At 70.3% G+C, this 13,255-nt stretch carries 15 protein-coding genes; 12 read left to right on the forward strand and 3 right to left on the reverse strand.

Features of this window, described 5'->3' with window-relative positions; all coding sequences use genetic code 11:
* Positions 1-281 precede the first annotated feature (281 nt).
* The 4 genes from ssd to ACWCSD_RS03490 all read left to right on the forward strand — a co-directional run bounded on the left by ssd (position 282) and on the right by ACWCSD_RS03490 (position 4,293).
* A complete protein-coding gene (ssd, locus tag ACWCSD_RS03475; RefSeq protein WP_449912784.1) occupies positions 282-1,322 on the forward strand; it encodes a septum site-determining protein Ssd in 1,041 nt (346 codons plus the stop codon).
* Complete coding sequence (locus ACWCSD_RS03480) at positions 1,319-2,482, forward strand: TadA family conjugal transfer-associated ATPase (protein WP_449912786.1); 1,164 nt, start codon at positions 1,319-1,321, stop codon at positions 2,480-2,482. The genes ssd and ACWCSD_RS03480 overlap by 4 nt, the downstream gene beginning before the upstream one ends.
* 13 nt (positions 2,483-2,495) lie before the next feature.
* The gene (locus tag ACWCSD_RS03485) at positions 2,496-3,209 is read left to right on the forward strand and encodes a type II secretion system F family protein (protein WP_397154706.1); all 714 of its coding nucleotides are present in this window, start codon (positions 2,496-2,498) and stop codon (positions 3,207-3,209) included.
* Between the two features lie 295 nt (positions 3,210-3,504).
* Positions 3,505-4,293 carry a type II secretion system F family protein gene (locus tag ACWCSD_RS03490; protein ID WP_397154704.1) on the forward strand — a complete coding sequence of 263 codons (789 nt, stop codon included), beginning with the start codon at positions 3,505-3,507 and terminating at the stop codon, positions 4,291-4,293.
* Between the two features lie 195 nt (positions 4,294-4,488).
* Here the strand turns inward: ACWCSD_RS03490 and ACWCSD_RS03495 are convergent, their stop codons facing one another.
* Positions 4,489-4,611: a hypothetical protein gene (locus ACWCSD_RS03495; protein WP_397154702.1), complete on the reverse strand. Its 123-nt coding sequence runs from the start codon at positions 4,609-4,611 to the stop codon at positions 4,489-4,491.
* 264 nt (positions 4,612-4,875) lie between these two features.
* Between ACWCSD_RS03495 and ACWCSD_RS03500 the strand changes: the two genes are divergently transcribed.
* The 7 genes from ACWCSD_RS03500 (at position 4,876) to ACWCSD_RS03530 (ending at position 11,783) form a co-directional block, all read left to right on the forward strand.
* Positions 4,876-6,003 (forward strand): tyrosine-type recombinase/integrase, encoded by a 1,128-nt coding sequence (locus ACWCSD_RS03500; RefSeq protein ID WP_449912789.1) that lies wholly within the window; start codon positions 4,876-4,878, stop codon positions 6,001-6,003.
* Positions 6,000-8,519 (forward strand): tyrosine-type recombinase/integrase, encoded by a 2,520-nt coding sequence (locus tag ACWCSD_RS03505; protein ID WP_449912791.1) that lies wholly within the window; start codon positions 6,000-6,002, stop codon positions 8,517-8,519. The genes ACWCSD_RS03500 and ACWCSD_RS03505 overlap by 4 nt, the downstream gene beginning before the upstream one ends.
* Complete coding sequence (locus ACWCSD_RS03510) at positions 8,516-9,100, forward strand: DUF6262 family protein (protein ID WP_449912793.1); 585 nt, start codon at positions 8,516-8,518, stop codon at positions 9,098-9,100. Before ACWCSD_RS03505 ends, ACWCSD_RS03510 begins: the two co-directional genes overlap by 4 nt.
* Positions 9,101-9,211: 111 nt before the next feature.
* On the forward strand, positions 9,212-10,057 hold the full coding sequence (locus tag ACWCSD_RS03515) for a hypothetical protein (protein ID WP_449912795.1): 846 nt from the start codon (positions 9,212-9,214) through the stop codon (positions 10,055-10,057).
* Positions 10,054-11,019 carry a hypothetical protein gene (locus tag ACWCSD_RS03520; RefSeq protein WP_449912797.1) on the forward strand — a complete coding sequence of 322 codons (966 nt, stop codon included), beginning with the start codon at positions 10,054-10,056 and terminating at the stop codon, positions 11,017-11,019. The genes ACWCSD_RS03515 and ACWCSD_RS03520 overlap by 4 nt, the downstream gene beginning before the upstream one ends.
* Positions 11,016-11,567, forward strand: a complete 552-nt coding sequence (locus tag ACWCSD_RS03525; protein ID WP_449912799.1) for a hypothetical protein — start codon at positions 11,016-11,018, stop codon at positions 11,565-11,567. The genes ACWCSD_RS03520 and ACWCSD_RS03525 overlap by 4 nt, the downstream gene beginning before the upstream one ends.
* A 45-nt stretch (positions 11,568-11,612) precedes the next feature.
* Positions 11,613-11,783, forward strand: coding sequence for a hypothetical protein (locus tag ACWCSD_RS03530; protein ID WP_449912801.1), 171 nt, complete (start codon positions 11,613-11,615; stop codon positions 11,781-11,783).
* 275 nt (positions 11,784-12,058) lie between these two features.
* Here ACWCSD_RS03530 and ACWCSD_RS03535 read toward each other — a convergent pair whose 3' ends face one another.
* Both ACWCSD_RS03535 and ACWCSD_RS03540 read right to left on the reverse strand, forming a co-directional pair.
* Complete coding sequence (locus ACWCSD_RS03535; RefSeq protein WP_449912803.1) at positions 12,059-12,202, reverse strand: hypothetical protein; 144 nt, start codon at positions 12,200-12,202, stop codon at positions 12,059-12,061.
* A 166-nt stretch (positions 12,203-12,368) separates the two neighbouring features.
* On the reverse strand, positions 12,369-12,683 hold the full coding sequence (locus tag ACWCSD_RS03540; RefSeq protein ID WP_449912898.1) for a transposase: 315 nt from the start codon (positions 12,681-12,683) through the stop codon (positions 12,369-12,371).
* Between the two features lie 195 nt (positions 12,684-12,878).
* On the opposite strand from ACWCSD_RS03540, the gene ACWCSD_RS03545 reads away from it, so the two are divergent.
* Complete coding sequence (locus ACWCSD_RS03545; RefSeq protein WP_449912805.1) at positions 12,879-13,127, forward strand: helix-turn-helix transcriptional regulator; 249 nt, start codon at positions 12,879-12,881, stop codon at positions 13,125-13,127.
* The last annotated feature ends 128 nt before the right edge of the window (positions 13,128-13,255 follow it).

Genomic DNA, 13,255 nt, shown 5'->3' on the forward strand with positions numbered 1-13,255 from the left:
AACGTGACCGCGGTGACCTTGCCGACCGGCAGCTCCACCACGGCGTCGAGCCGCCCGCCGGGGGTGTACCGGTGCACGGCGACCGGACCGATCAGGCGACCCCCGCTCTCCCCCCCGGCGGGGGTCGCCCTTTTTCCGCCCCAGGTCGTGCTGGGCTCACCGGTTGTCCACAGGCGGCCCGCGCCTCCGCGCCGCCGTCCCCAGAATCCCGTTCGCCCTCTCGCGACGTCCGTCCTCCTCGGCAGGGTTGGCCTCCCCCGCCCCCGCAAGAGGAGGACCCCGTGCACCGCCCCCTGGTCATCACCGAGGACCACGACCTCCTCGACGACCTGGTCCGCATCGCGGCCGCCGCCGGCGCCCAGCTCGACGTGGCCCACACCCCCGCCGGCGCGCGCCCTTACTGGAACCTCGCCCCCATGGTCGCCGTCGGCCCCGACCAGGCCGACGCCCTCTCAGCCACCTCGCCGCCCGCCCGCGACCAGGTGCTCCTGGTGACCCGCGCCCCCGACGACCCCGACACGTGGCGAAAGTGCGTGGCGGTGGGCGCCCAGGCCGTCGTACGCCTCCCGGGCGACGAACGCCACCTCGTGGAACGCTTCGCCGACGCCATGGAGCCCGAGCCCCGGTCCGGCGCGGTGACCTGCGTGATCGGCGGCCACGGCGGGGCGGGCGCGAGCGTGGTCGCCGCCTGCCTGGCCCTGCGTGCCTCGGGCGACCGCCTCCGTACGCTGCTGATCGACGCCGACCCGCTGGGCGGCGGCATCGACGCGTTGCTCGGCCACGAGGAGTCGGCGGGCGCCCGCTGGGGCGACCTCGTGGCGAGGGAGGGAAGGATCAGCTCCAGCGCCCTGCAGGCGGCGCTCCCGTCGTTCGGCGACCTCGCCGTCCTGTCCTTCCACCGCGGCGAGGTGGCCGCCATCCCGCCGCAGGCCATGCGCTCGGTCCTGGAAGCGGGCCGGCGCGGCTTCGACCTGATCGTCGTCGACCTGCCGCGCCATCTCGACCCGGCCGCCGTGGAAGCACTCACCAGGGCGACCACGACCCTGACGGTCACCACGGCAGACCTGCGCGGCATCCTGTCCACCGTCCAGGTCCTGGGCGAGCTGCGCAAACACACCTCCGACGTGCGGGCCGTGCTCCGTCCCGGCGTCCTCGACGAGGAGACGGCCGCGGCGTCCCTCGGCATCCCCGTCGCCGCCCACCTGCCCGACCATCCGAGGCTCACCGCCACCCTCAACCGCGGCGAGCTGCCCAGGCTCGGCCCGCGCACGGTTCTCGGCACCCTCTGCGCCGCCCTCCTCCGCGACCTGCTTCCGGCATGAGCGCCGCCGAGGAGGTCTCTCCGGAGCTCGTGGAGGCCGTCCGCGTCCGGCTGGCGCGCGCCGGTGTGGAGCCGACGGCGGCCCAGGTGGCCGTGGCGCTCCGGGCCGAACGCTCGGTCTACGGAGACGCCGAGATCCTGGCGGTGGCCCGCGCCCTGTGCGCCGACCTGATCGGCGCCGGTCCGCTGGAGCCGCTGCTGGCCCGTCCCGACGTCACCGACGTCCTGGTCAACGGCCCACGCGAGGTCTGGATCGACGACGGCGGCGGCCTGCGCCGCACCGCCGTCACCTTCACCGACGACGGAGCGGTCCGCAGGCTGGCCCAGCGCCTCGCGGCCGCCGCCGGCCGCCGGCTCGACGACGCATCGCCTTATGTGGACGCGCGGCTGGCGGGCGGCGTCCGGTTGCACGCCGTCCTGCCGCCGATCGCGTCCGGCGGCACCTGCGTGTCGCTGCGCCTGCCGCCGCGCCGCACCTTCACCCTGTCCGACCTGGTGTCGGCCGGCACGATCGCCCCGGCGGCCGTCACGGTGCTGACGGCGATGGTCGACGCCCGCCTGGCCTTCCTCGTCACGGGCGGCACCGGCACGGGCAAGACCACGCTCCTGTCGGCCCTCCTGTCCCAGGCCGACCCGGCCGAACGCCTTCTGCTGGTGGAGGACTCCGCCGAGCTACGCCCTCTGCACCCCCACGTGGTCCGCCTGGAGACCCGCCCGGCCAACCTCGAAGGAGCGGGCGGAGTGGGCCTGCGCGATCTGGTGCGCCAGGCGCTGCGCATGCGTCCCGACCGGCTCGTGGTGGGCGAGGTCAGGGGAGCGGAGGTCGTCGACCTGCTCGCCGCCCTGAACACCGGCCACGAGGGCGGCTGCGGCACGCTGCACGCCAACGCCGCCGCCGACGTGCCACCCCGCCTGGAAGCCCTCGGCTGCGCGGCGGGCCTGACCAGGGAGGCCGTGCACAGCCAGCTGGCCGCGGCCCTCGACGTGGTCGTCCACCTGACCCGCACCCGCAGCGACGGCCGAAGGCGCGTCGCCGAGATCTGCCTGCTCTCCAGAGCCCCGGCCGGCCTCGTCGAGTCGCTCCCCGCCCTCACCTTCGCCCCGAACGGCTCCACCCACACCGGCCCCGGCTACGAATCCCTGTTGCGCAGGACATCATGAAGGCCCCCGGACGATGACCGCCGCGATCGTCTCGGCCCTGTCCACAGCCTGTGCCATCTGGCTGTGGACCGGCCCCGCCACGCCCGCCCTCCGCCTGCACGCGCTCCTGACCGCTCGCCATCGCCGTCTCCCATGGCAGCACCTGCTGCGGGCCACCCTCACTCGCCCCGGCCCCGCCCGCCGCGCCGACTCCTGGCGCCGGGCCTCCATAGAGCTGTGCCAGTCGCTCTCGGCCGAGCTCGCCGCGGGCCGCACCCCAGGCGAAGCCCTGACCCGAGCCATCACGGCAGTCGACTTCCCCGACCCGGAAGCCCTGCGCCCCGCCCTGGCCGCCGCACGAGACGGCGGCGACGTCTCCGCGGCCCTCACGGCGGCGGCGCCGGCTCAGGGCGGCGAGGGCCTCCGCCGGCTCGCGGCCTGCTGGGACGTCAGCCTCACCGTGGGCGCCGGCATGTCCGCGCTGGTCGAACGAGTCGGCGGCACGCTCCGCGCCGCCCAGACCCACCGCCAGGACGTCGCCGCCCAACTGGCCGGCCCCCGCACCACAGCCCGGATGCTCGCGGCCCTGCCGGTTCTCGGCCTGGTCATGGCGGGAGCGCTCAACATGCACCCGATGAGCTTCCTGTTCGGCACCTTGCCGGGCCTGCTCTGCCTCCTGTCCGGCATCGCCCTCGACGTCTGCGGCCTGTGGTGGACCCACCGCATGGCCACCAAGGCCCAACCTTGACCCGCCACGTCCCCGAACACCTGTAGACCAGGGCTCCGGCGAGTCCTGTGGCTCTGCACTCATGCGGGTCCTGTGACTCTGCACTCATGCGAGTCCTGTAGGCCAGCACTCCAGAGAAGCCTGTAGGCCCCTATTCCGGCGAGTCGTCCCCCTGAGTCGTGCTCATCCTCGCCCGTCCGAGTCGTGCTCATCCTCGCCCGTCCGAGTCGTGCTCATCCCCGCCCGTCGGAGTCGTGCTCATCCCCGTTGCCGAGTCGTCTTCATCCACGTCCGCCCGAACCACTGGATCCGCCCGATGCTCCCTTTGCTGTCCGCCTTCTGCGCAGCCCTCGCCGCCTTCTTGTGGTCGGCCCCACGCACCCCCGTAGACCGCCTCACCCGCCTCCTGCCCTCACCCGACCCGCCGTCGAGCCCCGCCATCTCTCCGACGGACACCCCCGCCCAGCCCGACTGGCTCGACAAGAAGGACCCCCGCCACCGCCGCCCGACCCGCAGAACCGTCACCGCCGCCGCCATCACCGGCGTGATCACCGCCCTCCTGGTCGGCGGCCTCCCAGGAATCACGGTGGCCCTGCTGCTGACCCCGGTCACCGCCCTGATCCTGCACAGGAAGGAACCCCCGCCGTCCCGCCAGGAACGCGAGCAGATCACCGCCGATCTCCCCTTCGCCGCCGACCTGATGACCGCCTGCCTTCTCGCCGGACAGCCGGTGACCGCCGCCACCGACCTGGCAGCGACCACGATCGGCGGCCCTCTCGGTCAGCGTCTGGCATGGGTGGGCAGCCAACTCCGCCTGGGCGCCGACCCCGAGCCGACCTGGGCAACCCTGGCGAAGGACCCGGCCCTGAGCCAGCTGTCGAGAGCGATGAGCCGGGCCGCGCAGACCGGCGCCCCGCTGGCGGACGTCCTGACCCGCCTGGCCGACGACGCGAGGGACACAGCCAGAGCCGCCTCACTCGCCGCCGCCCGGACCGTGGGCGTGAAGGCGGTCGCCCCGCTGGGCCTGTGCTTCCTGCCGGCCTTCGTCCTGCTGGGCATCATCCCGGTGATCGCTGGCCTCGCCTCCACGATCGTCCTGCCGTGACGTCCCGACGGCGGCGTTGTCCACAGCCTGAGGGCCGACCCCGCTGGACAATCCCCAGAACGCCATTCGGCCTGACGGCGGCTGCGCCTTCTCGGCGAATCTTGGACTCCCGCCGGACAAGACCCGGCTCCGACCACCTGGAGGCACGATGCAAGGTCCCGCCACCATGCCAGGCACCCTCAGCCCCACTCCAGCTCACGCGTACGCCACTTCACCCCGGCCCACCGCCTGCACCGAGCCGGCCACCGCCGCGCCGCCCCTCGAAGCCGACGACTCCTCCAACGTCGAGACGGAAGCCGCCCACGCTTCCTCGACCACCTCCGGTCCTCCCGGTGGGCCCACTGGGCAGAGCTCACGCTGGTACCCGGGCAAGTGGATCACCTGCGCTGTCGCGAACAGAGAGCGCGGCATGTCCACAGCCGAATACGCAGTCGGCACCATCGTTATCTTTGGTGACTCTCCGTCGTGCAGCAAGTACTTCGAGTAGTGTGAGCGGCTACTTGACGCACAGTATCTGGGGGTCCGTACGGCATGTTGGGCAGGTCGGGTACGGCGGAGCGGCACTATCAGGCTGAACGAGCGGTGGCCGCCGATGAGTCGGTGTCGTGGGTGGTGGTGGACGAGGACATCGAATTGCACGTCGAGGCATGCGCGTACCTGGCGGGGCTGCGTGCGGCCGGCCGGGCGTTCAACACCGAGAAGACGTACGCGGGCCGGATCGCCTTGTACTTGTCGTACTGCCGAGGCCATGGGCTGGACTGGGCCGGCCCGAGCCTTCCCCAGCTGATGGCGATGATGCGCTGGCTGGTGGACGAGCCGATGCCGGCGCGATCAAGCAAACCGGGCGCCGCGGTGCGGCATCGCAGCGAGGGCACCGCGAACGCAATCATGGGGACTGTCGGGGAGTTCCTGTCGTGGTGCAGCCTGCAGGGTTGGGTGCCGCCGACGGTGGTCAACACGCTCACTCAGCCGAAGTTCCTGCGTTACCTGCCAGCAGGGTTCGACCCGGGCGAGGACGGTCAGCACCGCAAGATCATGGCCCGCGCCATCAAGTACAGGGTCGCGATTCCGGGCTATGAGTGGCTGACGGATGATGAGATCGACGTGCTGCTCGGGCTGGCTCGGCACGACCGCGACAGATTCCTCGTCCAACTCCTTTCGCAGACCGGCATGCGGATTGGTGAAGGGCTCGGGCTGCGCCGGGAGGACATGCACCTGCTGCCGGATTCCCGGGTGCTGGGCTGCCGGGAGGAAGGGCCGCATGTTCATGTCCGGCGGCGGGTCAACGCCAACGGCGCGTTCGCCAAGGCCCGGCAGCCGCGGGCGATCCCGGTGGACGAGGTCACGATCGAGCTTTATGCGCACTACCAGTTCGAGCGGGCCGAGATCGGCGGGGAGATAGGGGACGGCGGGGACATGGTGTTCGTGAACCTGTTCCACGCGCCGTTGGGCAAGGCCATGTCGTACGGGACGGCCTATGAGTTGTTCTGCCGCCTGGCCAAGCGGGCCGGATTCCGGGCCCGGCCGCACATGCTTCGCCATTCGGCGATTACCAGGCTCCGGAGGGCCGGGGTGGATCGCCGGGTCGTGCAGGAGATTGCCGGTCACGTCTCGGTGACCTCGCAGGATCCGTACTCCCATGTCACCGACTCTGACAAGCGCGAGGCCGTGGAGATGGTGGCGGCCAAGAGAAGGCAGGCTCGTTCGTGAGCGGCCCGGGCAACGTGCTCGTCTTCCCCGGACCAGATGACGAGCCGAATGGGTGCGGGCCGGTCCGGGGAGCGCTGGCACTCGCGCAGGCCGAGAGCTGGACCGCGTGGTTGTCGGCGAACACGCCCGCCCCGTGGCGGGCTGGGGAGTGGGATGCGGCCACGTGGCTGTTCACCGGCGATGTCGACAACCGCTCCACGGTCGCCTACTGCTGCACGGTGGCGGCCTGCGACCGGATCTCACGCACGAAAACCCTGTGTGACCTGTGTGAGAAGGCGTTCCGGAAGTCGGAGCTGGCGCTGCAGGAGTTCCGGGCCGGTTTCGTCCCGGACCGCAACCGGGTGATCGACGGCCGGACCGAGCTCTGCATCGTGGCGGGCTGCCCGCGAGCCGGGGCTGTGTGGGGGTTGTGTGCCGCGCATGGGTCGCTGCGGCACAAGGACATGATGCGCAGGCGGCCAGACGCTGAGGACCTGGAGGCGTGGGTCGCCGCCGCGGCCCCCTACGACCCCCTTCCGGCGTGTCTGGTCGGCGGTTGTGGGCGTGATTGGCGGCCGGGCTCGGGGATCTGTGACCTGCATGCCCGGCGGCTGAAGGCGGACGGCCTGGAGGCGGCGGACGCGGCCTGGCTGGATCGGCAGGCGCCGTTCTTGATCGTCAACCAGTTCTCTCTGGCGCCGCTGGAGCCGGTGGTGCGCGCAGAGTTGCTGTTCGCGCTGGCCGCCCGGGATGAGCGGAGGCAGCGGCTGGACCCGACCGCGGTTCGCCAGTCGGTCGCGGTGCTGGCTGGCCATCGCATCGCCGCGATCGCGGCGGTCCAGTTGGGCGCGCTGCCGAGGCGGGCCACGGCGAACGTCGATGCGCTGTTGCGGGAGACGTTCCGGGTGGTGGCCGCGGCCTTCGACCGGTTCTGCGGCGTGGATCCGGCCACGCGGCCGAGTTTGGACTTGGTCGAACTCGGGGCCCGGGGCAGGCACGGCAGGCCCACCGCTCGGCCCGGCGATCTGGACATCTCGATGATCCGGCAGGTCTGGCTGCGGGACATCCTGGTGGCCTGGATCAGCGAGGCCAAGCCCACGACCAGCGAGGTCCGCCGGGCACACAAGGCGGTGCAGACCGCCGCCCGGGCGCTGGACGCGCGCACCGGCGGCGGGCTAGACCCCGCGACGCTGAGATTCGCCGACATGACTGCGGTCGTCGCGGGCTTTGCGAACCTCCTGCGCGCCGATGGACAGGAGATGAGCCAGAAGAACAAAGCCGGCCTGCTGTCGATGTGGTTCAAGGTGCTGGACTGGGGCCGGCTCACCGAGCGGCTGGACGGCATGGCCGCCGGGTTCGCCCGGCACTCCAGCCACGTCATTAAGCAGGTCCAGGTCAACGAGGACGAGATCGGCAGAGCGATCCCGGAGTCGGTGATCGCCCAGATGGACGCGCACACCAACCTGCTGGGCGCGGACATCGCCCACGGGCGGCTCTCGCCCGAGCAGGTCCACGCGATGGCGGTGGCGATCTATGAGCTGCTGCGCGACACTGGCCGCCGCCCCGCCGAGATCGCGCAATTGGAGGTCGACTGCCTGGAGCGGGACGGGGACGACTGGCAGCTGCGCTGGGACAACAGCAAAGGACTGCGCAACCGTCGCCGGTTGCCGATCCCCTTCGAGACGGTGACCACCATCCACACCTGGCTGGCCGTCCGCGCCACGATCGCGTTGCCGTCCGGTTCAGAGGAGTTTCTGTTCCCGCCGGCCGGAGAGTTCGGGGAGGTTCGGCATCTGACCTCCGAGCAGATCTCACCGATCATCCGGGCCTTCGCCGATGCGGTTCCACAACTGCTGGCCGAGGAGTTCGGCCCCGATGGGCGTCCGCTGCTGTTCGACAGTTCACTCATCTTTCCCTACGCATTCCGTCATTCCTACGCCCAGCGGCATGCTGACGCCGGGGTGCCGATCGACGTGCTTCGAGACCTTATGGATCATCGATCGACGCAGACCACGGCCGGGTACTACACCGTCTCCCTCAAAAGGAAGCGGGAGGCGGTGGAGATCGCCGGTCGTCACGGTTTCGACCGCGCCGGCCGGGCTCGGCCGGTCCGATCGGGCACCGCCTACGAGGCGCAGTCGGTGGCGGTGCCCTACGGACGCTGCACCGAGCCCGCCAACATCAGAGCCGGAGGAGGCGCCTGCGCGATCCGCTTCCAGTGCGCCGCCTGTAAGTTCTTCCGCGCCGACCCGACCTACCTGCCGGAGATGGAGCAGCATGTCATGCAGTTGCGGGCCGATCGCGAGCGGGCGCGGGCGATGGACGTCGACGAGTATGTGATCGCAAACCTCGACGCCAACATCGAGGCGATGGCCAGGATCGTCGGCATCGCCCGGGACAAGCTGGAGGCGCTGCCCGAGGAGGAACAGGCCGAGCTGCTCGCGGCCGCCGACGCGTTGCGCATCGTCCGGGCCCAGCAGGCCGGCCGCGTCACCGATCTCGGCATGCCCGGGCGGCGCGGGAGGGAAAGCGCGTGAGCCGGAGGTCGCTGGGCACGGGGCGCACCCCCGGCGACGTGCTGCGCGAGGTTCGCCGCAAGGACAGCCAGGTCAAACGCGGCAAGGTGCTGGCCACGCTGGAGGAGCTGAAGGCCGGCGGGGAGCCGATCACGTTCCGGGCTGTCGCCGCGGCGGCTGGGGTGTCGGTCTCGCTGGTCTACTCCCCGGGCGTCCGCGAGCACATCGAGACCGCGATCGTTGGGCAGGCCAAGGCAGCTCGGCGCGCCACCGCGAGCGGGACCAGCGCCTCGGCCGCCTCTCTGACCTGCGACCTGGAGCTGGCCCGTGCGCACATCAAGCAGCTGCGTGCGGAGCGAGACAAGCTCAAGGCCGCCGTCCAGCGCGGCCTGGGGACGGCGCTGGCGAGTGCCGGCAGCCGGGAACTGACGGAGCGGATCGACGAGCTGCTGGCCCAGGTCGAACGCCTGGCGGGCGAGCGCGACGCCGCATTGGCGGAGAATGCGCGGCTGAAGCCCCTGCTGACCGAGACCGAAGACAACCTGACCGCCGCCCGGACGGCGCTGAAAGACCTGATGAAGGAGGTCAACCGTGATCGCTGACCCCGCGCCGTTCCCGGCCCCGCCACCGGAACAGGGATTCGGCAAACACAAGTGTATCTTCCTGATTACACTGCGTGCTCATCAACTTGCTCGGTTCGCTGAGGGGTCCGCATGAGCTTCACAGAACACGACGTTCACCAGTGCCGCCGCCTGATGAGGACCTGCCGCGTCAGCCAGCTGGCGATCGGCGACATGCTGACGGCCGCGTGGGCCGACGGCGACGCCCTCGGACAGTTCTGCGAGCAGGTCGGCCTGTCGGTGACCGCCGCCAAGCAGTGGCGAGTCACGGCGAAAGCGGTCGCCCCGGACCTGCGCACGCTGCTGGAGACCTGCGGCGTTTTCGTCTCCTACAGCGTCTTGCGCGAAGGGACACGCATGGTGGGCGGCCGGCCCGTCGACCCCGGCTACGCCAAGCTCCGGCGCTTGATCGACGACGCGAAGACGGCGGGCGCCGACCGGGTCAACCACGCCACCTACCAGACGGTCCTGGGCACCGCCCCCCCGCTGGCCATCGTCATGGACCCGCAGGCACGAGAGGCTGAGGAGGTCGCCGACTACGTCAGCGACATGAACCACAGCCCCAACCGCGACCTGCTCATCTCGGCGCTGCTCGCCGACGACGCCGTGACCCGCGCCGAGCTGGAAGCCGAGTTCGACAAGCAGCGGGCCGAGCGTGAAGAACAGAACGGCCAGCAGCCACCGAGGCAGCCCCCCGCCGCCAAGCCCGACCCCGACGCTGCGCTGGTCGCCGATCTGCTCGCCCTGGCCGCGCAGTCCGCACGGATCATAAAACGCCTTCCCAAGACAGTGCAGCTGGACCTCGCCCAGAAGGCCAACGCCTCCGTCGCCCTGGACGACCTGGACGTCTTCACCAAGAGAGTTCGTCAGGTCGCGGCGATCCGCACGGTCAGCGTCCCGGCACAGCGACGGCCGCGGCGCGAGAAGGCGACAGCATGAACCCCGGCCCCCCCGAGGAGACTCTCGACGACGGCGAGGAAGCCCTGCAGGCGGACATCGACGAGTTCGTCACCCTGGATCGCAGGGGCCCGTGGAAGCTCGCCCTTCTGGTCGCCAGACGCGTCACGCCCGGCGAGGGCCACGGCGTGAGAATCGACTACCAGCCCCGCAGCGGCCTGAACGCCTTCCGGCGCATCAGCGCCGGAGAGTTCGCCCGCCGGACCCGAACGGCGCCCAGGCGCGTCATCGCCCTATTGGATGCGTGGAATCGGCTCGCCGCCGACGGTGTCGTCCCGCCCGCCGATGCCCTGTGCCCGGACGCGAACATCGAATCTCCTGATACCGGGGAGTATCCCTTTTACGGAAAGAACGGCTACTACCGCAGTTGGGAGGCCACGGGTCTGTCGAGCGAGCGGCGTGATGCGGTTGAGAAGGAAGCGGAAAAGAGCGGGACCCGGCCGTCGGCGATCACCTATGTCATGACACATCAGACAGCAGTGAAGACTGCTCTGCTGGCCGATGAGGCGACCCGGAGGACGGCGCGGGAGGCCCTGGAGGAGTTCGAAGCCCGCCAAGCCGCCGCGGACGCTGAAGACCGCGCCGCGGCCGCCGAGGTCGCCGGCGAGCGGCAGCGCGAATACGACAGCGAACATGACGGGGTCATCCGCGCCGAGCGGGACGTCTATGCCGCGCAAGCCCGCGTAGCCGGAGAGGGATCGCAGGCCGAGGCGTCCATGGACGTCTTCAACGCCATGGCCGAGATCCGCATGGCCGCCTCGCGGGCGCTGGCGTTGCTGAGCAAGCGACAGATCAACTTCACAACGGACCGCGCCGAGGCCATCGCGGAGTTGTGTGACGGCGCCGAGGCCGCGATCGCCGCCGTTCGTGACATGGCCACCGGCGCTGCTTTGGACGACGCCGCGCTCGCGGCTTTCATGGACGAGAACGGGAAATTCCTGTGAGCCGCCGCCGCGATGAGAGGGGCTGGACCCGCGCCGAGACCGACGTCGCCGAAGTGATGATCTGGCTGCGCAGCAACCACGGCCGCGAGGTCAGCTACGCCGACATCGCTGCCGGCGTCGGCATCAAGGACGGCCCCCGCCTGCGGCGGGCCGTCAAGATCGCCCGCGTGGTCGCGGCCAACCGGGGCGATCGCCTGGAAAAATTCCTGCCATCGCAAATCCCCACCCGGCGCCGGGTCTTCGTCACCCGCTACATGCGCCAGGGCCTGGGCGATGAGTTCGGCGCCCGCGACGCCATGTCCGCCGCTCGCACCGCGATGACCGCGATGAAGGACATGCACCGCGCCACCACCTTCGAGGCCGGCAACGACAAGTCGATCGCCCGCACGGAGTTCGGCACGATGGCCATGGCCGTCGACGAGTGCATCACCAAGGTCTCTGGCCTCGACACGGTCGGCCCCCAGGTGGTCAAGCAGGAGAACACGGGTCTGCTCGCCCAGATGATCGCCGAGATGGAAGCCCGGCTCACCGAACCGGCGGCAGGCTAACTGGACCCCACCGCATACCCCGACGACCCGATCAGGAGTTGCATCATGACCCCGCTCGAACACACCCTCGCCAAAGCCCTCACCGAGGTCGTCATCAGGTTGGATCACAGCGACGGAATCGGCATCGCGCCCGAGGCCACGATCAAGATGCTGGAGCCGGTGTCACCCTTCTGCAGGGCCTGCCGGAGCAGGACCGGCAAGCCCTCGCCGACCTGATCAACCAGTTCGCGCACCAGGAGACTGACCTTGAGCGGCATCTGACGGCCTGGGAAGCGCCCGAGACCCTGGGACTTCTGGTCTAAGGCCAGCCGAGCTCGAAGCTCGGCTCGCCGGGCCAATGACGAGCTGACTGATCGGTCGCGATTTCGTGTGGGGGTCATCGCCGGTTTTTTGCTCGGCGATAGTGACGGGTGAGGCGAGGTCTGAAGCCGTGGCGGATCATGGCCGCTACGCTGGCCGGCCTCGCTCTTGCCGCCATGGTGGCGCGTGGTTTAGCCCGGCACCGAGATCAGCCTGGCCGACGCGGCCTCGGTCGCGCTCGCCGTGGTGGTGGCCTGGGCGAAGCAGTCTGCTCCCTCCGGCGTCGCTGTGGGCTTGCGCGCCGAGACGCGCACGCTCGACGAGGTGCTGGCCATTCTGCTCCGGAGGCAGTGGGAGGCCGAAACCCGGCTCCGATCCCTGAGCGACTCTAAAGCGATCCCGGCGATCCGGCGCGAGTCCCCGACCGGCGTGTGATGAGCCGGTCCCGGCTCACACCCTCGCAAGCGCCGTTCATAATGAAGGCCTCGCTCGGGGCAAGCCTCACCAAGTGGATTCAGCGGCAAAATACCTGACCGTGCGCCGCAACATGTCACGTTCATGCTCAAGCTGCCGGACCCGGTTGCGCAACTGCTTGTTCTCTTCCTGCGCATCCCGGTCGCCTGCCTCGGGCGCGCTGATCTTGCGGCGGTTCTTGCCGGGGTTGCCGCCTTGTTCGGCCTGCGCGGCCCGTACCCACAGCCGCAGCGTTTCGCGATTCACTCCCAGGTCCCTGGCGACGTCGGTGAACGTTCGTGACGTGTCGGCCATGTACGTGGCGACGCCGTTCGCCTTGAACTCTGGTGTGTAGGTCTTCATGCTCACGCAGTGACTCCTTGGTGACGAGATGCCCGACGGCAAGATCCATCCGCGGATGCTTGTCCGGCGCGGGACATGGCGGGCGTGAAACAAGCCCCATGCTGCAATGACGGCGCGTTTGCTCCCGGCCACCTTCCGCCATTTGTACCAACGCTGGTACAGATCTTTGGGGATCATGGACGCCACCGTGGGTGAGTGCCCAGCCCGATCACGCCTCGCCTCTCTGAACTGCGCAGACAGTTCGGGCTCAGGCTGCGTGATCTGCGCGAGGCTCATGGTCTGACACAGGAGCAGTTGGGCGAGCTGGCCGAGGTGGACCGCAAGACCATCAACCGGATCGAGAACGGCATGTACAGCCCACATCTCGACAAGGTCTTCCAGATCGCTGACGCCTTGCGGGTCCCAGTCAGGGACTTGTTCGAGCTGGGCGGCGTGTCCCAGTGATCGCCCCGGCCTCAGACTCCACCGAGGTCGGAGCGGCTCAAGCCTTGACGATGGACATCTGGCACGCTCGGAGCGCGGGTACCGACATCATCCGCCCTCGGCTGCAGTGGCGAATCGGCTGCGGGACT

It is taken from the genome of Nonomuraea sp. NPDC001684, from assembly GCF_053596515.1.